This window comes from Pedobacter sp. (assembly GCF_031119335.1).
Lineage (GTDB): Bacteria > Bacteroidota > Bacteroidia > Sphingobacteriales > Sphingobacteriaceae > Pedobacter.
Genome location: NZ_JAVHXT010000001.1, coordinates 51077 through 76665 on the forward strand (window position 1 = coordinate 51077; position 25589 = coordinate 76665).

Below are 25589 nucleotides of genomic sequence, written 5' to 3' on the forward strand. Positions count from 1 at the left end.
TTGATATAAAATATTTTTTGCTGCTATTTTTTGAAAATTCCACTTGTTTTTTGTTGTTTTTGTGTGATTTGTTCACTTGAAAATATTTTTATGGATTTTTATGCAAGCTTGCATCATAGCTAAAAAAACCTAATAGCTATGTTTAATAATTCATCAAATTTATACGACCGCGAGTGGCTCGCTCTCGTATTTGCCAACAGGAACCAGAACTATGGTGCGTACCAGCTTAGAAAAAAATCTGCTGATACTTTGTTGAAGGCATTGTTTATTACTGCACCTCTATTTATAGGTGTGTTTGTTGGCCCGTCTATTGTTTCTGCATTGAAGGGTAATGAGGTTGTTGTGGAGAAACCAACTGAGCGTATCGTAACCATTGATAATAGCATTCATGAGCTTAAACCAAAGGTAGAAGAACCTAAGCCAGCAGAAGCGACACCGCAGGAACAGGTTGCGCCGAAAACCGTTGCTCCAAAGGCAAAAACCGTGGGGATGACGGATAATATTAAAGTGGTTAGCGATGATTTGGTGAAAACGCAACCGCCAACATCTGATGAATTGAAAGATGCTGTTATTGCAAGTACCACTGAAGCTGGTGTTTTAAGCAAAGGGGGGAATGCAGATTTAGATTCTGAAACAGGCGGTGGATCTGGATTAGGTACGGGAACTGGAACAAAAGGTAATGGCGAAGAAATACTTAGCATTGCTGAGCATAGCCCAGAGTTTCCGGGAGGAATGGATGCTTGGGCAAAATATATTCAGAGAAATTTGAGATATCCAGCTAGAGCGCAAGATGAGGGGATAGGAGGTAAAGTATTTGTTAGTTTTGTGGTAGAGAAAGATGGTACTATTACCGATGTGAAAGTAACTAGGGGCATTGGTTACGGTTGCGATGAAGAAGCAATGCGTGTAATTAAAAAATCGCCGCGTTGGAAAGCTGGAATGCAAAACAACCTGCCAGTAAGGGTTAGATATAACATGCCTATCAGTTATGTAATGCAGAATTAGTTTTTAAGTAATATTGATTTGTAAGTTTGTAATGAGAGCGGTGGAAGAAATTTCATCGCTTTTTTATCACAGTGAAATTTAGATTTTTTTGTTTTTTAATTTTTACCTTGCGCTAACGTTTGAGGGATGGGTTTGAAAAAGCAAATTTTAACATCATTAACTAAGTTTTTACCATTTGATACTTTGTCGAGCTACGATCCTGAAAAGTTGATAGTGCCTCTTTATCATTGTATCTCGGATAACGAAGTGCGTCATGTTAAACATTTGTACCGCTTTAAAAATATTGATAAGTTTTCAGCCGATTTAGATTTTTTGCTTAGACACTATCAGCCAATAGACTTATCTGAGCTTAGGAGAGGAGCTAATTGTTATACTAGTAAGCCGTTAATGCTTTTAACTTTTGATGACGGATTAAGTCAGTGTTTCGACGTAATTGCTCCGATTTTATTAAAAAAAGCGGTGCCAGCAGTGTTTTTTATTAATAGTGCTTTTGTCGATAATAATGATCTGTTCTACAGATTTAAAGTAAGTTTAATCATAGATACGATTAAAAGTAACGAGAATAAATTTACGATGTTGAACACCCGTGTGAAAATCGAAAACTATATCCATTTTTTAAAGTCACTTAAATATAAAGACACTCCGTTAATTGATGATGTTGCTTCAAAATTAAATCTGTCGTTTGATGATTATCTGAAGCGAAATTCTCCGTACATGTCAACCAACCAAATTAAATCGTTAATTAAATCGGGCTTTGATGTTGGTGCACATAGTGTAGACCATCCACATTTTCGTGAGTTAACAATAGACGAGCAAGTTAAACAAACTAAAGATTCAGTCACTTTTATGTGCGAAAATTTCGGAGCTAATAATCGTGCATTCGCATTTCCATTTACAGATGATGGAGTTACGCAAAATTTTTACAACCGTGTCTTGGAGAAAGAGTGTGATCTTGTTTTTGGAACATCAGGCAGCAGAAAAGATCGTTATAATAACGTTTACCAGCGTATTCCTTTTGAGCAAAATGACTTAAGCGTAAAAGAGATACTTAAAAAATATTTAGCATCACGTATTTTTCGAAAAATGACGGGATCATACTATATCAGTAGAAAGTTATACTGAGAGCGTAATTTATTACAGAATTCAATAATTGAAAAAGACTTCCTTGTTAACTAAAAGAATGTATATTTTTATAATCTGATGATTAATTATTTGAGTGCGGAGGTTTGGATGTCTACTATACTAAAAGATAGACAACTTTTTTTTAATGAAAAATTAGAGTTTGTAGATGCTATAGCCAAAAGTTTTTTACTTGAAACTAATTATATTGTATATGTGGTTAGAGGCAAAGTCGTTATTAGCCTGATAGCGTATTCAAAAGGTAAAAAGATCATCGATCCCTTATATTTTATTTATTCTACATTTTGGGTTGCTAAACTAAAAGATACCCAATATTGCACCTATGTAACAGATTTCTTAAATTCGCTAACAACTTCTTTTACGCATATTTCTCTTAATTTAAATACTAACATAGTAGATGTAAGACCATTTAGTTGGTGTGGATTTAGCACAAAAAACAGATATACATATCTAAAATATCTATCTAATTCTGAAGGTGGTTATAGTGCTGATATAAATAGAAGCGTAAAGGAGTTTCAATCTTTAGGCGCAAAAGTAGATCTACTTCCTATTTCTGATGATATTTTAACTAAAAACTTTGGATTTCTTCGAGATAATGGTTTTTTTTCCAGCTCTGAGATGGTAAACGTAATCACCTCATTTAGAAATCTTAAAGGATATAATTCTGTGCAATTGTTTGGCTGTTATATTGATGATCAACTCTTCGCTTCAAGTATAGTGCTTCTAGATGATATGTCTAAAGTAGCATATATAGCTTTTGTTTGTAAAATAGAAAGAAAGGTATCGGGTAATCATTCGATGCATGCATATTTATACGATGCTATGTTTTCCTACTTTAAAAAAAATGGTTACGAAAATGTAGATCTTTTGGGTGCGAATGTTTATAGTATTGCTAAGTTTAAAAGTAAGTTCACTGCTAATTTAAAAGTGTATTATCAAGTAGACTACTCGGCAACAAAGAATTATATAAGCGCCTTTCTATCCAAATTAAAGAGAGTTGTTAAAAAGATGATTTAGTTACAGGTATTTGTTATACCACATTTGAAATTGTATTAAAAGCCAAAGTTTTTTTGCATCATAACTATTTGCGTTTACATAAAATCTTGTCTTAATTTTAAACACTTCTACGATGTTAAAAAAACGATGTTTATCTAATTGCTCTGGAGATAAATATTCTTCAATATATGGTTTATAGATAGTGTTCATCCATTGTACAAACGGAATTCTAAAGCCCCTTTGGTGTTTGTCCATTAAGTTTTTAGGAATGTATTTATGGGTTATGGCTTTCAAAAAATATTTTAAGCTTCCCTCTTTGGAAAACCATTTTTCATCTAATTTGCTTAATAGTTCTACAAGATCTGTTTTTAGCAAAGCATCACGACTATCTATTCCATGATACATTGATGTCCTATCAGATTTAAGCAAAAGACTATTAGGTAAGTAATTCTGCAAATCGAAATTTATTAGCGACTTGATGTCATTGCGATTAGAGTTCAGTGCAAACGTTGTTATCTCCTTATTAACCAAGTTAGCTATGTCTTCATGTGGATAGAATGAACAGGCTGATTCGTAAGTATGGAGCAGATTGCTTGAAAATAATACTTCTTTTAGGCTGGTTTTCTTTTTTTTAGAAAATACAAGTGAAAAATTCTTTAAAATGGTAGGTGTTTTTGTAGTCCTTTGAAAAAGCCACATTGCCTTTTTGTAATTAGAGTAGCTAGCAAATAATTCGTTGCCACCTTCAGTTCCAAGTAAAACCTTAACATCTTCTTTAGCGATTTGGCTTATTAAGAAAGCTAACGGAATTGCACCAATATCACCCATAGGTTCATCAAAAATTTGGGGCATATGTTCTAATGAAGCAACAGCATCAGCACTAGTTATATAATATTCGCTATGGTTTGTGTTTAGGTGTTTTGCTATGTCATTAGCGTAGGGAGCCTCGCTTAATCTTTTCTCCTCAAAGCCTAGTGTAAACGTTCTTAATTTTTTTGCCTGATTTTTTTGTAGGATTGCAGCTACAGCAGCACTATGATATCCACCACTTAACATTACGCCAACATTCACATCAGCTACATTTCTACCCAAAATAGATTCGGTAAGTAACTCTTGTACTTTTGCAATTATTCCATCTTCATTATCAGGTATTTCTAATGATGATGTTGAGTTATCAAATTTTTGTTCTAAAAAGTTTCCACTATTTAAATCAATTACTAGATAGTGCTGTTTTTGGAATTTTTGTATCTTTTCAAAGATGGTCTCATCTCCAAAAAAATAGCCGCGCCTTAAGTACTTTTCTAACGCAATTGTATTGGTTTTCTTCTCTATGGGGAATTGAAGCATGCCCCTTAATTCTGAAGAGAAAGCAAAAAAAAATTCATCCCGGTAAAAATACAAGGGTTTAACGCCCATGGTATCTCTAGCTAAAAAGAGCTGTTGCAGTTTTCTATCTAAAATCGCAAAAGCAAAAGCACCGTCTATTTTTTCAAAAAGCTGATGTCCCCATTTTTTATAACATTCTACAAGTACTTCGGTGTCAGATAGCGTATTGAATGTTATACCATATTTAATGAGCGTTGCTCTTAATTCAAGGTAATTGTATATAGTGCCATTAAATGTGATGGTGTAGTTTCCGCATGAAGTGGTAAATGGCTGACGACTGTTGTTTGAAGGGTCTATGGTTGCCAATCTCTCATTCGCTAAACCGACGTTGTATTTTTCTTGCGTTTCGTAAATGTGTCCAAATCCGTCTCCTCCACGGTGGCGAATTGCTGCCGATGCATTAACTAAATCATCCTCACTAATTGATTTTTGATAATCAATAAATCCTGTAATCCCACACATTATTTCATCAAATAAATTTTTCCGGTATTTTGCTTGAAGTAATTATCCGTAGCTGTTCTTCTATGTTTGATTTCCGATTTATCGTTGTTTTCTACAATTACCTTATAAAAATATACGCCATTTGCTAATCTATCTCCATACATATCCGTTCCGTCCCAAGTAAAATCAGAGATGTTATTTCCAATGCGAATATTTCCCAGTTCTTCCTTAAATACTTCTCTCACTATCTTTCCTGTGACTGTCATAATTTGTACTTTCATCTTATCAGGAATTTTGTCTCCTGTTAGCGTAAATACAAATTTCATTGCTGTTGTGAAAGGGTTAGGGTATGGGTAGAAGTGAGTAATAGCAGATTCATTAATCACTTCGAAGTCTACAGTATAGTTGTTTACACTATTAATATTTCCACTAGCATCTTTAGCTTCTACCATCAATGTATATACACCGTCTGCTAATTTGGCTGGCTTGTACGCTACAGATGCTTTATTGTTATTTGCAGAATTTGCAGGTGTAAAATCTAACATTCCAGAGGTGTAAGCAATTCTCTTAAAGCTTCCAGTTTCCGACTTTAATAGAATATTCATCACTGTAGTATCTTTAAGCAGTATAAAAGAATTTTCATCACTTAGATTTACCACGATGTTAGGTTGGGGAGAAACTATCTCGCCATTCATAATGTGTTTACCATCAAAGGCTACATCTACAATAGGTTCTTTATTGTCTCTTGTAACGTTAAAGCTTTGCTGTATATAATTATTGAAAGCGTAACTGTCATTGTCATTGATAGGAGTGAAGTCTAATTTAAGTAGATTGTTTCCTACTAATCCTAAAGACGGTATTTTAATTTCAAAAGTTGTATTAGCTCTGGCTGATAATTCTTCTATTTTTCCTGCTTTTAATTTTATGGTACTTCTATCTGGCTTGGTTAAGGTATAATAAACATGCACAGAGTCTGAAGGATATTTAGATAAATTTTGATATCCAATATTCCATTTTATAGTATCGCCTTCTTGCATATCTCTTGCATGGAAAGTGTTCTTTATGTCTGGATTTATCGATGCCTCGGGTATGTCTTCGTAGGTAAACCTTAGTTTATTAATTTGTGGCATTGTTCGGCTTATGGCATCAACAATATTTATCCGAATTGACATTTTTGGATATTGTTTTGCATCGAAACTTGATAAATCAACATTGTTTGATGGTAAATTTGTTTGTAATACTTGGACAGCGCCATTTTTCGTGTGCCCTAGTAAGTCAAATGTTACCTGGTCAGAAGTTTCTTTATTCATCTCGTAACTTGCATTTATCCATTTGGACGCTGGGCCGGCTGGTTTCGACGTATAACTTCCTCGGTCAAATGGGAAAGGGTAAGTATTGTCAAACCGAATTTGTTGATTTCTGGCAGGAGCAGGACTATCATAGTCTGCAGTTTTCTCAATGGCAGTGCCAGCAGTAGCATCTTTTGTGCCCCAGAACATGTAGGGTTCACCTAAGCCAATACTACCTATTTTACTTACTCCAATTTTTATAAAAGCACTTTTAACGGTTTCAGGTAATGCAGAAAAATTTGCATTTCTACCGTTAAATCCAATAACGTGGTAACCAGTTGGTATTTGATTGATAAAAGCAACTAGGCTATCTAAGTGTATCGGGTCGTTTGTATTAAAAATATAATGTCCTGAGAGATACGGTGGACTGCCATCAGCCTCTTGATTTACCACGTTATAATCTGATGGGTAGCTAAAGGGATCGAATATCGAAGGTTTGAGAGCAAAAATGCTAATTCCTTCGAATTCCCAACTGTGATAACCTAATCTTCCGCCAGGATTAGAGCGGAATGTCCTTTCATCACCAGTTGGCGCATCATCGCCTCTGGTTTGAATAACAGTATAGAAACCACTCTTTGTAAATTCAAACTTTTTATTGCTGCTATTATATTCAATATTAATTAAATCGCCATTTTTTAGCTGATCAATGTGGGATTGATTCCAGCCTATCTCGTTGTTGTTTACGTACGTGAAATTACCTGACTGCCAATTTCCACCTTTTTCTACAGGTAAATCTAGCTTTGCACGCCAATAATAGGTAAGGTTGTTTTTATCGAGTAGTCCTGGATTCCACTTTGGCATAAATCCAGCGGAGATTATTCCCGAATTTTTCTTCCAACTGCTATCAAAAGTGCTAACCGTATCAATTTCGAAGATGTAATTTGCATTCCCAATTAGTAAATTACTAGACTGAACCAATAGTTCAACATTTTTGTCGCCTACTAATGCGTATCTTTTTGGATAAACTAGATTAACTCCATTTGCTAACATGTTATATTCAAACGTTGCTACGTTGTTCGTTTTTGATATTTCATCATGTTCGCCGTTAGGGTCTAATGTCACAGTAAACTTATTTATTCCTGCAGAAGAAGCATCATTGTTCGTTATTTCAAAAAATAATGTGTCTGTGTGGTAAACTGGCTTAGAAAATATTTGTGTTGGATAAGAAATAATAGAGTTATTTGGAAGAGTGCGTTGCAGCGAACCTTTTAGAGGTGCATTTACTGCTTTGGCTACGTTTTTAACAATAACTCCTACAGAAAAAGAAGTGCTTACAGCTGTAACATCGGAAGGTGAAATATATAGGTCATTGGGTGTTATTTCAAAATCTGGCTTTTCTGGCGTATAAAACTTTAGTGCTGGGTCTCCTTGAAATGTATATTGTGTAGTATGCATCACATTAATGAGGTCGTTCGGATTTTGGTATTGTTCTTTAGTCAATTTTAATGCCGATGCAATAGATACTCCGTAATTGGAATTAAACACTTTTTGGTAAAAAATGCTACTAAAGTTAAATAAGTAACTTGCAACTCCTTCGCTAGATGTTCCAATCCAACCTATAGCTCCCTTTTGAGGATAAAAGATATGTTTTTCCCCCAAGGAAGGTGCGGTTATAAACGTATTTCCAGTGGTGCACCCGTTAACTAAATAGGTTAAAAGCCTATCGGTATTAGCTAATTCCTCTGGTATTCCGAAATCAATTTCTGTATGTTGATGCGAGCCATGGCCTAAAAAAGATAATAATGATGCACCTTTATTTATTTCTGAAATAATTTGTTGTTTTCTACCAGCACTAATAGGTAAGGTTACATTCTTATGAAAATTTACAGTATCTGCACCAAAAGGATCGTTTTTGGCCATATTAAACATGTTTGCTTGATAGGCAGCCCACGATAAATTTTCTGAAAGATTACTGCCCCCAGTTATATGAATGAACTTCTTCCGCCAAATTGCATTTTCATAAAGTTCGTAACGTTTTAATTTCTCTAAATAAATCTCAACTTCTTCATTAGTTTTAGCGCCAATACGCCCCGTAGCTATTGCTGGAGCTAAGCTTGTAGTATTAATTCTTGCGGTCAACAAATCATCAGATGGTGGAGAGCCATACGTAGGGACTAAATCATCATTAATTCCTCCAACACCTCTAATTAATTGGTTTTCGAGCCCTTTACCAAGCAATAAAAGATATTCGGGCTTTGTGCTAGCATTTTGTAGTAAGTATTTAGCAAAATTTCTTACCGCCAATGGATGGTGTATGCCATAGAAAAACTGATCGTATAATTGCTCTGTGGTAATTAAAAATGATTTATAGCTGCCTTGATTTCTATATGAGGCATAATTCTGAGCGCTAGATAAAAGCTTTTTATTGGTAATGATGATAAAGTTTTTATCGAAAGTATTTAGTGCAAAATTCACCATTTCTACTTTCGATATAGATGGGGAAATGAAAGCAGCTCCGTCACATAAAAAGAAGTTACGGTTGTCAATATTTGCTGCAGACACAACAAACTCCGCATTGGTTCCGTTCATTTCTGCTACAATCCTTTGATTGGAGGTAATATCCCATATTAAAGGTTCGATTTTGTTGTTGTTGGCAAAACTTAGAAATCTATTTAGAATACTGCCACTTAACGAAAAGTTAAGATTTGCAGTGCCTTGTAGATCTAGTGTACGGGGGTAAGTGATTTTTGCGTAGGCTACAGCTTGATAATCAGTCTGCGCACCTAAATCATTAACCGATTCGTATATTATTTGTGTATTTTGCCCTAACTCATTTGCTGCAATTAAAAAGCTTGTTCTTGCAACAGCATAAGCTCTAAATAGGGTGTCTTTTTTTATAAAAATGCTAGTGCCATTTCCTATACTTACACGTAGATGATGATTATTGCCTTGGGGGTTTGTAGACTGGGCATCTGACCTTCCGGCAACATATGTCTCAAATTTTATTGTAGGCGAACCACTTCCACTATATAAATTAGGTGTAGACAAGACTCTGGTTTGCTGTGCTCCTAAGCCATACGTAGCCCCCATAAAACCTTCACCTTCTTGATAATCGGATAAACTCATGTGGGCAATGATATATCTCCCTTGATAAAAAGCTTCTGGATATACACCCAGGCTTTCTTGAATAACATAGTTTTCTGGAATTAAACCTGCTTTTGAAGCCTGGAAAGTCTGTATGCGTTTGCCAATTGTGCCACTAACAGTTAGAAAATACGCAGCAGTATCGGTAAAAAGGCTGTAATGGTTATGTGGGTGCGTATTGGCTACTGGGTATAGTTCCTTGTCTAAGGTTCCGTCATTAGGTTCCCCGTAAAATTCTATATAGTCTGCATTATCAAAAGAGTTGTCGCTTTCACCTTGTACATAGATTGAAACCTCCTTGCCATTTTTAAATAGTTGGAAGTTTTTAGGGTTAATGCTACCTATTGTGGGTATTTGTTGGCTTAAAGTTGAGTAGGTTAATCTATACAGCCCTTTCTGGCTTACTTTTATTTTGTAGTAAGACTGATTAGTGTTAATCCAATCGTTACCAAGCGGCGTTTGGGCAGAAACGCACAAGTAACAAAAAGTTAGTAAAATGGAAAAGTAAATACGCAGCATATACTCAAATGTACTAATAATTGGCTGATTATAATTCGTTTGTAGATTTATTTAAATGGTGTAATTGTCTGGCGTTTTTTGACAAAAGGTGCTATTATTTAAAATAATCTAGATTTTTTTTTAATATTTTCCTGTTAAAACCGCTGATGTCGTATTTCTCCTTATAATCCTCCATGGGCTTGATAGGTTTACATGGATTGCCTACTGCAATGCAATTTGAGGGTATGTCTTTTGGGATAACAGATCCTGCTCCAATTACAACATTGTCACCTATTTTAACACCGGGTAATACTACTGAATTCGCTCCGATAAATACGTTATCGCCGATAACAATCGGTGGTGCGCTGTCGTGAAGAGAATGATAGAGATGATTATGGTTGGCAGAAATAATAGATGTCCCTGCAGCAATGGATACGTTATTTCCAATCACTATAGGGTTTATTGCTTGTATATAAACACCTATGTTATCACCCGGATCACATAAAATTCCTTTTGTAATATTCTTATAATTGCCAACTCTAGATGTGTAATGTACTGGCCAAGGCACTTTTCCATTTATCCTTAAAATTTTTTGAGGTATTACATAATTGATAAAAATGTAATAATAACTCAGATAAGTATACTTTTGCCTGTAATATTGGGGATAAGCAAGGTTTACTATCCATCCAAAAAGCATAAAATCTAGCTTTCTCTTTAAGAGCACTTTATTACTGCTGACGTTCATTGTTGCGTAAAGTTAAAAATATCTTCAAAAATAAAACAAGATAGCCGATAGCAGAACCAAAAGAGAAAAATATGATACAGTGACTAAAGCTTTTAAGGTGTATACCGATATAGACTGCTAATAAGTTTATAAGAAGTAAATAAATATTGAAGAGGAACGAAAAATGGTTTTTATTAAGTGTAAATAATACTGTAGAAATAGGATTTACCAATGATCTTGCTATCATCCAAGGTGAGAGAAAAATTAGATAAGATCTGAGGTAAGACCAGTCTGCCGATGAGTATAATTTATCGAGGAAATATATTCCTATAGTATTCACTAATAAAATATGGATACTAACGATAGCTAGGGATAGCTTTGATATATTTAGTGTTAGATCCTTAAGATAGGTGCGTGAAGTCTCCTGTAATCTAATTGATTTTTGAAAATAAACTTTTGCGACAGCAGATGATATGAAAATTAGCGGTATAGTAATAAGCTTTAACGCAAGAGCGAAAGTTCCGACATCTGTGGTAGAAAAATATGCAATTGTTATTATCGGTAACAAGTTGTTGGCTATGGAATTTAAAGCGTCCGAAGGATAAGCAAACTTTAAAATCCCAATGTTCTCTTTAATATTCTTTTTTAAAAGGTTGGTGTTTATAAACTTTAACTTGAGTTTGCTTATAGAAATTGAATATGCGAAAGAGAAGGACAGTCCAAAGATCCATCCGTAAATTAAGCCCATTTGGTTGTTTCGTAGATAGAGCCAAAGCACTATTTGTGCGATAATGCTGAAAAATGAACTAATTAATACGGAAATAGAAATTTGTTTAAAAAAGCGATACTTAGTAAGTAAAGCCGACTGAATATAGGTCCAGCTTGTCAAAAGTCCACCAACAAAACAAAGTAAGAAAAAAATGAAGTTTTGATTATTTAAAGTAGAATTGGAGCGGTTTAAATAAAATAAAATAAACGTGAGTAAAACTGAAAAAAATAGGCTAATGAAAATTGCAGAATTAAATGTATTTCTAATTTCGTTGCTGCCCTTGAGCTTAATAATTAAATTCTCTAAGTTAAACGAAGTTAACACAGGATATAATGCTATAAGACTTAAAAAAGCATTGAAAATTCCAAACTTTGAAGCTCCATAAATTTTAGCTAACAGTAGTGTGCCTAGGGCTAATATGATCTTTGACAGAACATTGCCAGACAACAAGGTTATAAAAGACTTAATGTCTCTTTTTTCGAAGTTGAATAGTTTGATGGTCAAATTATTTAATTATTGCCGAGCTAAGGTAACAAAAAATAAGCCAACAAATATATTCGTTGGCTTAATCTTGATTTGTTAGGTTCTCATTATTTCTGGTGTTTCTCCACCCATTTCCTAGCATTTACAAAAGCTTCCATCCAAGGAGAAACTTCATCTTTTCTACCTGCAGGATAATTTGCCCAATGCCATTGGAACAATGAACGCTCTATGTGAGGCATCATTACCAAGTGTCTGCCTGTTTCATCGCAAAGCATTGCTGTATTAAAACCAGAACCATTTGGATTTGCAGGATATTGCTCGTAACCATATTTAGCTACTACGTCGTAGCTAGTTTCTTCGTAAGGGAATTGAAATTTACCTTCTCCATGAGAAACCCAAACACCTAATGTGCTACCAGCTAAAGTAGATAGCATCACCGATTTGTTTTCCTGAATAGTCAATGATGTAAAGATACTTTCGTGCTTATGGCTATCGTTGTGCAACATTTTAGGCTTTGCTTCGTGGTTTCTGTTGATCAAGCCAAGCTCCACAAACAACTGACAGCCATTACAAATACCTACTGATAAAGTATCTTCTCTGTTAAAGAAGTTTTCTAAAGCCACACGAGCTTTCTCATTGTATAAAAATGCACCAGCCCAACCTTTTGCCGAACCTAAAACATCCGAATTCGAGAAACCACCAACGGCGCCGATAAATTGGATGTCTTCTAAAGTTTCTCTGCCCGAAATCAAATCCGTCATGTGCACGTCTTTCACATCGAAACCTGCCAAATACATCGCGTTAGCTACTTCACGCTCAGAGTTACTACCTTTTTCACGTAAAATTGCTGCTTTCGGACGAGGCTTACTTGCATCGATTACTGGCTTTTTACCATCAAATTGTGCAGGAAAATTGAATTTTAACGGTTGGTTTTTATAGTTATCGAAACGTTCTTTCGCTTTTACTTCGCCACTTTGTTTGCTATCTAGTAAATAAGAAGTTTTATACCAAACATCGCGTAGATGATTAATATCGAAAGAATAGTCAGTTCCATTATTTGCTACGTTTAAAGTAGCTGTATTGCTTACCGAACCAATTTTGTGGAAAGTAACTGCTTTATCAGTTAAGATAGCTTCAATGCTTTCGTCAGCTTGGAAAACCAAAGCAATGTTTTCAGCAAATAATACTTTCAAAGCATCAGCTTCGCCTAGGGTAGACAAATCGATGTTTGCACCTAAGTTTTGATCTGCAAAGCACAATTCTAAGAGCGTAGTGATTAAACCACCGCTACCAATATCGTGTCCCGCTTTTATTTTATCTGCTTTAATTAATTCTTGTACAGCGTTAAAAGCAGCGCTGAATTTAGCCGCATCTTTCACATCGGGAGTTTCGTTGCCAACTTTATTTAAAATTTGTGCAAATGAAGAACCACCTAATTTATAAGTATCGTTGCTTAAGTTAATATAATAGATGTTACCGCCATTTTTTTGTAAAACTGGCTCTATTACTTGACTAATGTCGTTACAGTTACCAGCCGCAGAAATAATTACCGTTCCAGGTGCAATCACATCGCCATCTTTGTATTTCTGTTTCATCGAAAGTGAATCTTTTCCTGTTGGGATATTGATTCCTAACTCGATGGCAAATGCAGAACAAGCTTCAACTGCTTCGTATAAACGAGCATCTTCGCCTTCGTTTTTACAAGCCCACATCCAGTTGGCCGAAAGTGAAACGCTTTTTAAATTATCTTTTAATGGAGCCCAAACAATATTTGATAGGGATTCTGCTATGGCAATTCTACTACCAGCGGCAGCATCAATCAATGCCGAAACAGGTGCATGACCAACCGAAGTAGCAATACCTTCCTTACCTTGAAAATCTAAAGCCATTACACCAACGTTGTTCAGCGGTAATTGCAAAGGACCAGCGCATTGTTGTTTCGCCACGCGACCACCCACACATCTATCAACTTTGTTAGTTAACCAATCTTTACAAGCTACTGCCTCTAATTGAAGTATTTGCTCTAAATATTCATTGATTTTACCTTGATCGTAGGCTACCGCTTCGTAATTACGATCAACAGTCTTGTCGTCCATAATCATTTTTGGCGAGCTGCCAAACATATCGCTTAAAGCCAAATCCATTGGTTTAGCACCAGTAGTAGCCGATTCGAAAGTAAAACGATGATCGCCAGTTACTTTACCTACGGTGTACATTGGCGAACGCTCACGATCAGCAATTTTCTGCAAAGTAGCTGTGTGTTCTTCGCTAATTACTAAGCCCATACGCTCTTGAGATTCGTTACCGATAATCTCTTTTGCAGAAAGGGTAGGGTCGCCAACCGGTAATTTATCTAGATTGATTTTACCACCAGTAGCTTCTACCAACTCAGAAAGACAGTTTAAGTGACCGCCAGCACCGTGATCGTGAATAGAAACAATGGTGTTATGATCGCTTTCCACCATAGCACGAACTGCGTTAGCAGCACGTTTTTGCATTTCAGGGTTAGAACGTTGTATGGCGTTTAGCTCAATGCCTTTTCCGTGTTCGCCAGTATCTGCCGAAGAAACAGCAGCACCGCCCATACCAATACGATAGTTCTCACCACCTAAAACCACAATGTTATCGCCAGTTTTTGGTTCTTGTTTTTTAGCTTGTGCTAGTTTTCCGTAACCAATACCACCAGCCAACATAATCACTTTGTCGAAACCTAATTTACGGTTGTGTTCTTCGTGTTCGAAAGTTAACACAGAACCTGTAATTAACGGCTGACCGAATTTATTTCCAAAATCAGAAGCTCCGTTAGAAGCTTTGATTAAAATATCCATTGGGGTTTGATACAACCATTTACGTTCTTCAACGCCTTTTTCCCATGCTCTACCTTCTTCCAAACGAGAAAGGGCAGTCATGTAAACCGCTGTTCCAGCTAAAGGTAAAGAGCCTTGTCCACCAGCTAAACGGTCTCTAATTTCACCACCCGAACCTGTAGCAGCACCATTAAAAGGCTCTACTGTAGTTGGGAAGTTATGTGTCTCGGCTTTAATTGAAATTACCGAATCAAAATCTTTGGTTTCGTAAAACGATGGTACGTCTGGTTTTGAAGGTGCAAATTGCTGCACTTTCGGGCCTTTTACAAAAGCTACGTTATCTTTATAGGCAGAAACAATCTCGTTTGGATGTGTTTCTGATGTTTTCTTAATTAGTTTGAAAAGTGAAGTAGGTTTTGCCTCGCCATCAATTACAAAAGTGCCGTTGAAAATTTTATGACGACAGTGCTCCGAATTTACTTGCGAGAAACCGAAAACTTCTGAATCTGTCAGAGGTCTTCCTAGCTTGTCTGCTAATCCTCTTAGGTAATCAACTTCTTCATCACTTAAAGACAAACCTTCTTGCTTGTTGTAAGCGGCAATGTCGGTAATCTCTAAAATAGCTTCTGGCTCAATATTGATGGTGAAAACTTCTTGATTTAAACCATTGTATTTTTGAGAAAGCATAGGGTCGAATGCCGTAAACCCTTCATCTACTTTTTTAAATTCCTCAATTCTGAGGATGCCATCCAAAGTCATGTTCTGCGTAATTTCTACCGCATTAGTGCTCCAAGGGGTAATCATTGCCGCACGTGGACCAACAAAAAAACCTGTTAAAGAATTTTCTGAAGCAAGCTTTGCGCCGCCAAAGAGCCATTCTAGTTTTTCTGTATCAGTTTGGGATAATGTTTGGCTTGTTTGTAAAACAAAAACCTCGTCAGATTGACCTAAAAAGAAATGAATCATGCTTATTTTTTGAAGACGCAAATTTAGGTTTTTTTTAGGAGAAATTTAACCGTTTTTGGGTTTATTTGTTCCTTGATTTATATGTTGAAAATTGAAAAGTTGTAATGTTAGAAAGTTAGCGGATATTTGAGCAGGTCAATCGTAACTTGTCAGTCTAAAATCGTAAATTCAGATATGTTTAAACGTATTCATCATATTGCTATTATTTGTTCTAATTACGAAACCTCGAAGGATTTTTACGTCAATAAACTAGGTTTTGAAGTTTTGGCAGAAGTTTATAGAGAAGAACGTAAATCGTGGAAGTTAGATTTGGCTGTAAATGGCGTTTATCAGATTGAGCTGTTTTCGTTTGAAAATCCGCCTGTTAGACCATCGAGGCCAGAGGCACAAGGTTTAAGGCATTTAGCTTTTGAAGTTAATGATGTTGCAGAAGTTGCGAAGATTTTGAATGAAAAAGGGATTGTAACGGAGCCGATTAGAATTGATGAGTTTACAGGTAAGCAGTTTACGTTTTTTACCGATCCAGATGGTTTGCCATTGGAGATTTATGGATGTTAAGGACCTGTTTTATGAAAAAACTTTGTGTTCTTTGTGCTTTTGCGGTTAAATTAAATCTATGGAAAACATCTTCCGTTTTAAACAATTTGAGGTAGATCAAAGCAACTGCGCCATGAAAATCAATACCGATGGGGTATTGCTGGGTGCAATGACGAAACATGAAAACCCGAAAAGGATATTGGATATAGGTACGGGAACAGGAGTAATTGCGCTAATGCTGGCACAACGATTTCCAACAGCTCAGGTTCATGCGGTAGAGATAGACGAGCAGGCATCGGCAACTGCCGCAAGAAACTTTGAAAATTCCGTTTTCAGTAAGCGGTTAACGAACAACAATATATCAATAGAACAATATAACAATCCAGAAAAATTTGATTTGATAGTAACTAATCCGCCATTTTTTGTGAACGATTATAAAAACGCGGAACCTAAAAAAGAAATGGCAAGGCATGCCAGCCACACTTTTTTTGCTGAATTGATTAAGAAAGTGGGCGAATTGCTGAGTGAAAATGCTTGCTTTTGGTTTGTATTGCCAATTAAACAAGCAGAAGAAGTGGTTGGTAGAGGTGAAGAATTGGGGCTATTTACGCAAAAAGTAATTAAGTTGCACTCGGATGTAAGCAAGCCCGAATTTAGAAGGATAGTTTGCTTAGGGAGGGAAAAGATTGAAGTGGTAGAAGAAGATTTCATGATTTACGAAAGTGAAAAGAAATATACTAAAGCTTATGAGCTTTTGTTGAAGGATTTCTTTTTGGCGTATTAGGTTTTTTTATTCTTCATTGCGAGGCACGAAGCAATCTATTATGAATTTATAAATCGTTTTAAGATTGCTTCGTTCCTCGCAATGACGTAGATAGTTAGCTAGTTTGGAAAACCGCCTTTGTTAAATAAATGGGATTGCAGCGGCATCCTCTTCATTGTCATCCTGAGCTTGTCGAAGGATAAATGAAGAGATATAGCGTAAAGCCCAACTGATGTTGCCGAGTAGCACTGAAATTGCTTTTCATAAAACAAACATTTAGGTTTGCAGTTGTTCTCAATATCCAATACTCACATCTGAAACAAATGAAAAAAATAGGTTTAATATCTGATACGCATGGTTATTTAGATGATGCGGTTTTTAAGTACTTCGACGATAGTGATGAAATTTGGCACGTGGGCGATTTTGGTCCAAACGTGGCTGAGCCTTTGGCGGCATTTAAACCCCTTAGAGGTGTTTATGGGAATATAGATGATGTGGCGATTAGAGCTGCTTTTCCAGAACATAATCGATTTAGTTGTGAAGGAGTGGATGTTTGGATGACACATATAGGTGGTTATCCGGATAGATATGCGCCGCAAGTAAAGAGAGAAATTTACACTAAGCCTCCACAATTGTTTATCTCTGGGCATTCGCATATTCTGAAAGTTGTTTTCGATAAAAAAATACAATGTTTGCATATTAATCCCGGTGCGGCTGGAAAACATGGCTGGCACAAGAAAAGAACTTTGATTCGTTTTTGTATTTCCGATGAAAAAATACATACCTTAGAGGCCATAGAATTAGGAGATAGATAACGTAAAAAGTACACTAAGTAAAATGATGTCGGGTATAAAAACATTAGGCCAGTTTATTATTGAAAAGCAAGCGGATTTTCCATACGCTAAAGGAGAGCTTTCTCGCTTGTTGAGAGATATTGGCATTGCCGCAAAAATTGTAAACCGCGAAGTAAACAAAGCAGGTTTGGTAGATATTTTAGGCGATGCAGATACCATTAACATACAAGGCGAAGGACAAAAAAAGCTAGATGTTTATGCTAACGACCAATTTATTTCGGCGTTAACGAGTGGTGGCGAGTGCTGTATTGTAGCTTCGGAAGAGGAAGATGATTTTGTACGTATCGATTCGCCTGTGTCTAAAAATGCTCGTTATATTGTTTGTATTGATCCGTTAGATGGTTCGTCGAATATTGATATCAACGTTACGGTGGGCACTATTTTTTCTATCTATAGGAGAAAATCTACTGAAGGACCAGCTACTTTAGACGATGTTTTGCAAAAAGGAACAGAGCAAGTGGCTGCTGGTTATGTGATCTACGGTTCATCTACCATGATGGTGTATACTACTGGAAAAGGTGTAAACGGATTTACTTTAGATCCATCGATAGGGGAGTTTTGCTTATCGCATCCCAATATGAAAATACCTGAAGATGGCGTGATTTATTCTATCAACGAAGGTAACTATGTTCATTTTCCGGAGGGGGTGAAGAAATACATTAAATATGCACAGGTAGAAGATGCTGCAACTAACAGACCTTATACATCTAGATACATTGGTGCCATGGCCGCTGATATTCATAGAAGTTTAATTAAAGGTGGTATTTATATTTACCCTACTACATCAGCTTCGCCAAAAGGAAAATTACGCTTATTGTACGAGTGTAACCCAATGGCGTTAATTATTGAGCAAGCTGGTGGTATTGCTACTGATGGTTTGAACCGAATTTTAGATATAGAACCAACGGAATTACATCAACGTGTGGCGATTTTTGTGGGTTCTCCTAAAATGGTGAGAAAGGCAGAAGAGTTTATGGCAGAATTTTCTCCTGTAGAAAAGCTAAAAGAGAAAGCGATTGAAATAAAATCAGCATAAAAAATTCTGGTTAATTTAATTTGAGAAGCGAGTGGAAACATTCGCTTTTTTGCTGTCGGTAATTTTATTGTTGATGTAAACTTTTTAATGTTTTAAACGGTAACTTAGTAAAAACTGATTATTAAAAATGAAAATTATGAAATCAAGATTTAAAGTGATGGCAACTACAGTGCTTGCCCTCTTCGTTTCGGTAGGTGCAATGGCTCAAGATGCTAAACCAAAAGCTAGCCCTGCGGAAACGGCTACGGGAAAGATTGGTGCGGCAAATATCACCATCAATTACAGTAGTCCATCGGTGAAAGGGCGTAAAATTTGGGGCGGTTTAGAAGCTTACGATAAAGTGTGGCGTGCAGGTGCTAATGAAGCCACCACTTTCGAAACCGACAAAGACATTAAAATTGAAGGCAAAAACTTACCTGCCGGAAAATATAGTTTCTTTTTAATTCCAAAAGAAAGCGGTACTTGGACAGCTATTTTTAACAAAGAACCTAAGCAATGGGGCGCTGGCAAATACGACGAAACAAAAGATGCCTTACGTGTTGATGTAAAAACTAAGGCGTTGGCAGAAACACAAGAGAGATTAGTTTATAATATCACTAGCAAAGGTTTTTCTTTAAGCTGGGATAAGGTTTCTGTGCCTGTTAGTGTGAAATAATAAGTCGTCATTGCGATTCACGAAGCAATCTTAAAGCGCAATTATTAGCTGGCTACAGTGGTAAGATTGTTTCGTGCCTCGCAATGACGGAAAAATACAAAGCCGATATCTTTTTCAGATATCGGCTTTATTGTTATAGCAATTTTGATGAACTATTTCTTTCCGCTTCAAAAGGTGCATCAATTACCCAATTGGATTTATCTTGAGATGCTGCAACTGCCAAACGATCGCAGCGTTCATTCTCTGGGTGTTCGTTGTGTCCTTTAATCCATTTGAATTTTACGTTGTGTAGTTTATGTTGTTGTAGGTATTGTAGCCACAGGTCTTTATTCTTTTTGTCTTTAAAACCTTTCTGCACCCAGCCAAAAACCCAACCTTTTTCTACGGAATCTACGACGTATTTACTATCAGAAAATACAACAACATCTTGGCCTGGGGTTTTCAATGCTTTCAGTGCAACAATTACTGCCAAAAGCTCCATGCGATTGTTGGTAGTCATTCTAAAACCACCACTTAATTCTTTATAGTGTTTGCCCGAACGTAAAATTACACCGTAACCGCCAGGTCCGGGATTGCCGCTTGCTGCTCCGTCTGTGTAGATTTCTATCATAAACACTGTAAAACTAGGCTTTATTAACGGAAATCAAACTTGATGTTGAAATTTTCTGCTCAGATACCGTTTGCTTAGCGTAATCCGTTGTCGCGAAAGATAGTTTCTAAACAAAATTTGTTTATAGCTTAAAGTTGTAATTCGTATCTTCGTATATGAAAAAAATCCTATTAACTTTTGTGCTACTAGCTTTCTTTATTGCTGCTAAAAGCCAAACAAATGTTTCTATAAAAGAGGTAGTTAATCATGTTGGTAAGGAAGTTACCTTATGTGATTCTGTTTATAGCGCTAGATCTATGGAAAGCCTTAGCTTGCTTAATTTGGGAGGTAAATTTCCGAAGGAAGTAATTACCGTTGTAGTATTTAAATCTGATAGGGATAAGTTTGAAAAAGAACCCGTAACACTGTTCGAAAACAAACGAATTTGTGTAATTGGAAAGGTGACTTTGTACAAGGAAAAGCTTCAAATTGTAGTAAACGATCCAAAACAGATTAAACTAAACTAGGTGCTTAATTAGTGCTGTTTTGTTTTGCCTTTTGAACGGTGTAAAGTCCTATAATCACTAATATTACTCCGGCTAGAGTGTATAAAGTTAATGGTTCTTTCATTAATACCGATGCAATGACAAAGCCTGCAATGGGGCAGAGAAATAGCCAAGCAGAAGCTTTGGTTGGGTTGTCTTTGAGTAACGACATCCAAAGTAAAGATGCAATGATGGAAGCTGGAATAGCCAGCCAAACCACTGCGCCAACAAACGAAAGATTAAATACATTTGCTTCGGGCTGATAAAGAAGCGCAGCAAACGGAAGTAGCAATAAGCAACCGAACAGTGTTTGCCAGCCGTTAATGGTTAAAATGTGCAATCCTTCCCAGTTTTGCTTAGAAAAATAAATAGCACCTGCAGAATAGGAAATATTGCATAGCAACAATAAAAGTAAGCCTGTTGGACTGGCGTAACTGCCGCCAAGTAAGGGATAAGCGGCAATTAACATTCCGCTCATGCACAGCACAAAACTTAAAACCGTAACTAGTCTTAAAGGCTGCCTAAAGTATAATGTACTAATGAGCATGATTAGAACTGGATTAATAGCGATAAACAACGAACCTAATCCAGCTGAAACGTGCTGCATTGCCCATACGTAAAGCCCCAAATAAAGTCCAACGTTTAAAAAACCATAAGTAGCTATTTTTATCCAAATTGCTTTCCCCTTCGGCAATGCTTGTCGCATAATTAAATGCGATATACCTAGCATTATGGCAGTAGCTAAAATAAACCTTGGTATAGAAAGCACTAAAGGTTGAACTACCTTAAGCCCAATTTTGGTTGCCGATGAGGCTGATGACCAAAAGGTCACGAAAATTATTCCATAAATAAAGTTGAGTAGATTTTTAGGAACGCCACCCATTTTAGTGTAAAGCTTTCATTGTATTACAAAGCTAAACATATTAGAGGTGAGTTAGGGCTAAAAGGTTCCTATAAATAAATGTTTTTAAATAATAAAGGTGCAAGTAATACCTGCACCTTTCGTTTTATTGATTACTTTTTACCTATCACAGTCGGCAGTCCAAGTTGTGCCGTCTGCGTTATAGCCAATGATAAGTTTGCCAGCCGTAATTTTGATATATTTATTTACATCGCCTATAGAAATAGCTTCATTTTCATCTTTCCTAAATTCAACACCATTCAAATCAGGAATTCCATCAGAGAATTTGAAATCGTAATTGTTTCCAGTTTTTACCACGGTTACTTTTCCAGTTTCAGTACTTATAGAGGTAGAACCGCTATTATAGCTAATGGTACCATTATAGGTTCCTACAAATAGATCATTATCTGCTGGGTCATCATCTTTACTGCAGGCTAAAAAAAGGAGAGGCATCATTAATAAGACGGCTAAAAATTTAATTTGAGTTTTCATAATGTTCTATTCTAATTTTGTTAGCTAGTAACATTCTCGTTGTAAATATGTTTTTTTTGTTCTTAAAAAGGGTATTTGTCGTACTGTGAAATAGTATAATTATCAATTAATATCCATCTTTTAACTCTTTTTTATACTGTGTATCAAAGAAGTTCTTTAGCTTTACATATTGACCAAATTTAATGAAGAAATTAACGCTTACTCTACTCACTTTTATTGCTTTTTTCTGTTCAAAAGCTCAGGATTGTCCTGTTAACTTAGGTTTTGAACTTAAAGACTTCACCAATTGGCAGGCATATATTGGTTTTACAACTGTACTGAATTCTAAGAATGTAATAAATGTTAACCCCAGTGCTCCAATAGCTAATAGGCATACCATCATGACATCTAAAACCGAAGTTGATGTTTTTGGCAAATTTCCTGTTTTAGCACCCAATGGAAGTAGGTATTCGGTTAAATTGGGTAATTCGGGTACGGGAAGTAATGCCGAGAGACTTACTTATAAAATAGATGTACCCTTAAATAAGCCAGAATTTACAATTAGCTATAATTACGCTGTCGTTTTTGAAGACCCCAATCATGTTGCCTCTCAACAACCCCGCTTTACAGCCAAGGTGTTGGATGTTGCCAAAAATGAATATATTCCTTGTGCATCGTTTGAATACATTGCTACATCTAGTTTGCCAGGTTTCAAAAGGTCTTCAATAGCAAGCAACGTATTGTATAAAGATTGGACAACTGTTACATTAAACCTAAGTGGCTACCAAGGCAAAGAAATCCTTTTAGAGTTTACAACTGCCGATTGTACACCAAGCGGGCATTTCGGTTATGCGTACGTAGATGTTTACGAAAGTTGTGAAGGCTTGATAAGAGGTGTGGAGATTTGCGCCACCGCCAATAATGTTACACTTTTTGGACCTGCTGGTTTTAAGGAGTACGATTGGTTCAATGCAGATAAAAGCGTAAAATACGGCTCGGGTGAGAGCTTTAGTTTTAATCGTGTATTACCTGCCGGTACAAAAGTTATACTTGATTTAACACCTTATGATGGGTTTGGCTGCAAAAATACTATTACCACGGTAATTGTTAATAAGGAGTTAGAGTTGGTGGTGCCGCCAGAGAGATACTATTGCGCTGGCGACAATGTAGATTTAACTAGTTTGGATATCATTGAAAATAAATCACCGTACGTTAATTATACTTTTTTTACTGATGCTAACTTAACTAAGCCTCTCGCAAATCCGGAAGATGTAAGGCAGAGTGGAACTTATTATATTAAAGGGCTAACACTTAATGGGTGTTACGACATTAAATCGATAAAGATTTTTATATCGAATATAATGGATAATGTAGAGATGTTCGATAAAGTGCAGGTATGCCGTGGCGAATTTATGGATTTGACATCTACAAAGGTGTTGAAAAAAGTGCCTACGCCTTACAAAGTTTCTTTCTTTAGAAATCAAGAACTTACTTTGCCACTTACAGATCCTACTAGAGTTCCTATTGGCAAATATTATATCGTTTTCAAATTAAATGATTGTACGGCTATTAGAGAGGTTGTAGTTTCTAATTTCGCTGATCCGATATTAAAGATTAAAGATCCTAATCCAATTTGTGTAGGTGCTACTATAAATTTGACAAGCTTAGTTCACTATGCCGGTAGTGACAATGATTTTAGTTTTGAATTTTTTAATGATGCAACAATGACTTCGAAAGTTCAAAATGCAAGTAGAGTTGGAGAAACAGGTAGGTACTACATAAAAGTTACTAATAAAAACGGTTGTGAGGCAACTGGAAGTATCAATGTGTTAGTAGAAAATCCGGTGTTAAATGCTATTAATCCAAACGAGGTATGTTATCCAGAAACAGTGGATATTACGGATAGACGACTGTACACCACAAGTACTGATAAGGTTACTTTCACTTATTTTGATGTTAACAATAGACCAGTTGTCAACCCTAGTAGGGTAGATAAAACGGGAAAGTATCGCGTTGTCATCACCAATTTATATGGATGTAAGGACGAAAAGGAAATACAGGTAGTGGTGCACCCAATTGCAAAATTGGTCATAAATCATCCAAAACGGACATTAGAGCCATACATCGTAGATATTACTAAGCCCGAAGTAATAGCTGGAAGTAGAGATTACGAAAGGGTTGATTATTTTGAAGATAAAGAACTGACGATAAAAATGACCAATCCCGATAAGATTGCCAAATCTGGAACGTATTACATTGTGCTGTATAATAAATTTGGTTGTTATGTTAGTGATGCTGTAAATGTAGATATTGGTAAGAAACCTGCAGCAATTTTGCCAACTGCTTTTACGCCATTAAAAGATACAAACAATAAATTATATCCTTTTACGGTGAGTTTAACTCGGGTGGTTAGCTTCAAAATTTATAATAAATGGGGGAACTTGGTATTTCAATCAAAAAGCATTAAGCCCGAAGACGGTTGGAATGGTTACTACAAAGGAGAATTACAACCTTTTGAAACCTACACCTGGTACATAGAAGCACTAGATGAGTTGGGCGAGACATATATGACCTCTGGTAAAACTGTGCTGATTTTGTAATGAAGAAACTGATTTTTGTTTTGCTGTCATTCCTGTGCTTGCATACTTCGGCGCAAGATCCCAAGTTTTCTCAATATTTTGCTTCACCGCTAACTTTAAATCCAGCACTTATTGGCTATTTTGATGGTTACTATAGACTTGCTTTAAATACAAGAAGGCAATGGGCAAATGTGGGCGATCCATACAGTACAACAAGTATATCTGGAGAATACAAGCTAAACGATGAATATTATTACGATGGTATATTTTCTATCGGAGCAAATCTTTTATTCGAAGAATCTTTTAATAAAGCGTTAAAAGCAAATGTAGTTAATGTTGGATTTTCGTACTATCGTTTTTTTGATGCAGACCACAAAGTGAAGTTCGGTTTGGCACCCCAAATTTCGTACATCTCAAAATCACTAGATTTAAATGCCCTAACTTTTGCGTCACAGTATGTTGATGGAATTTTTGATCCTTCTAGACCTAGTTATCTAGAATCAGACAGAAATGGAATAAATTATCTTGATGCTAATATAGGCGCAAATCTAGCTTTGGCATTTGAAAACTTTAACCTTTCCGCTGGATATTCTCTATTTCACCTAGCTAGTCCTCAAGAATCTTTTGAAGATCATTATTTAAGTAAAGTTCCGCTGCGACAAACTACCACCTTAAGCTTTCAATATTTATCTAACGATTTGATAGATGTAAATATTAGTGGACATTACATGAAACAAAGAAAAAACGAGGATGCTATTTTAGGTGCAGTGCTTGGTTTTAAACCAACCTATGATTCAAATCTAAAATTAAACTTTGGTTTATGGCATAAATTTAATGAGAACTCTTTTTTTCCTTACCTTGGGTTCGATATTTCTAATTATTCTTTTGGGATAAACCATACATTATCATCAAACAAGATCAATAAAATACAACCCAAAACATTTGAGTTATCTTTTATAATGAGGGACAAAAGATATACAAAATTTAAAAATACTTGTAAATTTTAAAGAT

Annotated in this window: 19 protein-coding genes; 11 read left to right on the forward strand and 8 right to left on the reverse strand. The window is 36.0% G+C overall.

All coding sequences use genetic code 11. The annotated features are described in order from the left end of the window. The first annotated feature begins 138 nt into the window (after positions 1-138). The 3 genes from REI64_RS00200 to REI64_RS00210 all read left to right on the forward strand — a co-directional run bounded on the left by REI64_RS00200 (position 139) and on the right by REI64_RS00210 (position 3162). A complete protein-coding gene (locus tag REI64_RS00200; RefSeq protein WP_308848060.1) occupies positions 139-1005 on the forward strand; it encodes a TonB family protein in 867 nt (288 codons plus the stop codon). A 132-nt stretch (positions 1006-1137) separates the two neighbouring features. Continuing rightward, positions 1138-2127 carry a polysaccharide deacetylase family protein gene (locus REI64_RS00205; protein ID WP_308848061.1) on the forward strand — a complete coding sequence of 330 codons (990 nt, stop codon included), beginning with the start codon at positions 1138-1140 and terminating at the stop codon, positions 2125-2127. Between the two features lie 78 nt (positions 2128-2205). After that, positions 2206-3162: a hypothetical protein gene (locus tag REI64_RS00210; protein ID WP_308848062.1), complete on the forward strand. Its 957-nt coding sequence runs from the start codon at positions 2206-2208 to the stop codon at positions 3160-3162. On the opposite strand, the gene asnB is transcribed toward REI64_RS00210, so the two are convergent. The 5 genes from asnB to purL all read right to left on the reverse strand — a co-directional run bounded on the left by asnB (position 3163) and on the right by purL (position 15648). Next, on the reverse strand, positions 3163-4989 hold the full coding sequence (gene asnB / locus REI64_RS00215) for an asparagine synthase (glutamine-hydrolyzing) (protein ID WP_308848063.1): 1827 nt from the start codon (positions 4987-4989) through the stop codon (positions 3163-3165). Further along, a complete protein-coding gene (locus REI64_RS00220; protein WP_308848064.1) occupies positions 4989-9920 on the reverse strand; it encodes a C25 family cysteine peptidase in 4932 nt (1643 codons plus the stop codon). The genes asnB and REI64_RS00220 overlap by 1 nt, the downstream gene beginning before the upstream one ends. Positions 9921-10014: 94 nt before the next feature. Next, positions 10015-10644: a DapH/DapD/GlmU-related protein gene (locus REI64_RS00225; protein ID WP_308848065.1), complete on the reverse strand. Its 630-nt coding sequence runs from the start codon at positions 10642-10644 to the stop codon at positions 10015-10017. Next, positions 10628-11896, reverse strand: coding sequence for an oligosaccharide flippase family protein (locus REI64_RS00230; RefSeq protein ID WP_308848066.1), 1269 nt, complete (start codon positions 11894-11896; stop codon positions 10628-10630). Before REI64_RS00230 ends, REI64_RS00225 begins: the two co-directional genes overlap by 17 nt. Positions 11897-11982: 86 nt before the next feature. After that, positions 11983-15648, reverse strand: coding sequence for a phosphoribosylformylglycinamidine synthase (gene purL, locus REI64_RS00235; protein WP_308848067.1), 3666 nt, complete (start codon positions 15646-15648; stop codon positions 11983-11985). Positions 15649-15822: 174 nt separating this feature from the next. On the opposite strand from purL, the gene REI64_RS00240 reads away from it, so the two are divergent. The 5 genes from REI64_RS00240 to REI64_RS00260 all read left to right on the forward strand — a co-directional run bounded on the left by REI64_RS00240 (position 15823) and on the right by REI64_RS00260 (position 19493). Further along, the gene (locus REI64_RS00240) at positions 15823-16206 is read left to right on the forward strand and encodes a VOC family protein (RefSeq protein ID WP_308848068.1); all 384 of its coding nucleotides are present in this window, start codon (positions 15823-15825) and stop codon (positions 16204-16206) included. A 58-nt stretch (positions 16207-16264) separates the two neighbouring features. Next, positions 16265-16969, forward strand: coding sequence for a methyltransferase (locus REI64_RS00245; protein WP_308848069.1), 705 nt, complete (start codon positions 16265-16267; stop codon positions 16967-16969). Positions 16970-17271: 302 nt separating this feature from the next. Next, complete coding sequence (locus REI64_RS00250) at positions 17272-17763, forward strand: metallophosphoesterase family protein (protein WP_308848070.1); 492 nt, start codon at positions 17272-17274, stop codon at positions 17761-17763. A 25-nt stretch (positions 17764-17788) separates the two neighbouring features. Further along, on the forward strand, positions 17789-18838 hold the full coding sequence (fbp, locus tag REI64_RS00255) for a class 1 fructose-bisphosphatase (RefSeq protein WP_308848459.1): 1050 nt from the start codon (positions 17789-17791) through the stop codon (positions 18836-18838). Positions 18839-18974: 136 nt separating this feature from the next. Continuing rightward, positions 18975-19493 (forward strand): DUF2911 domain-containing protein, encoded by a 519-nt coding sequence (locus tag REI64_RS00260; RefSeq protein ID WP_308848071.1) that lies wholly within the window; start codon positions 18975-18977, stop codon positions 19491-19493. A 133-nt stretch (positions 19494-19626) separates the two neighbouring features. Here REI64_RS00260 and rnhA read toward each other — a convergent pair whose 3' ends face one another. After that, entirely contained in the window at positions 19627-20103 is a 477-nt protein-coding gene (rnhA, locus tag REI64_RS00265; RefSeq protein WP_308848072.1) for a ribonuclease HI, read from the reverse strand. A 155-nt stretch (positions 20104-20258) separates the two neighbouring features. Between rnhA and REI64_RS00270 the strand changes: the two genes are divergently transcribed. Further along, positions 20259-20609 (forward strand): hypothetical protein, encoded by a 351-nt coding sequence (locus REI64_RS00270; protein ID WP_308848073.1) that lies wholly within the window; start codon positions 20259-20261, stop codon positions 20607-20609. A 4-nt stretch (positions 20610-20613) separates the two neighbouring features. Here the strand turns inward: REI64_RS00270 and REI64_RS00275 are convergent, their stop codons facing one another. Continuing rightward, the gene (locus tag REI64_RS00275) at positions 20614-21510 is read right to left on the reverse strand and encodes an EamA family transporter (protein ID WP_308848074.1); all 897 of its coding nucleotides are present in this window, start codon (positions 21508-21510) and stop codon (positions 20614-20616) included. A gap of 138 nt (positions 21511-21648) precedes the next feature. Beyond that, positions 21649-21984, reverse strand: a complete 336-nt coding sequence (locus REI64_RS00280; RefSeq protein WP_308848075.1) for a hypothetical protein — start codon at positions 21982-21984, stop codon at positions 21649-21651. 218 nt (positions 21985-22202) lie between these two features. Here REI64_RS00280 and REI64_RS00285 point away from each other — a divergent pair, with 218 nt between their 5' ends. After that, positions 22203-24599, forward strand: a complete 2397-nt coding sequence (locus tag REI64_RS00285) for a gliding motility-associated C-terminal domain-containing protein (protein ID WP_308848076.1) — start codon at positions 22203-22205, stop codon at positions 24597-24599. Beyond that, entirely contained in the window at positions 24599-25585 is a 987-nt protein-coding gene (locus REI64_RS00290; RefSeq protein ID WP_308848077.1) for a PorP/SprF family type IX secretion system membrane protein, read from the forward strand. Before REI64_RS00285 ends, REI64_RS00290 begins: the two co-directional genes overlap by 1 nt. Positions 25586-25589: the final 4 nt, after the last annotated feature.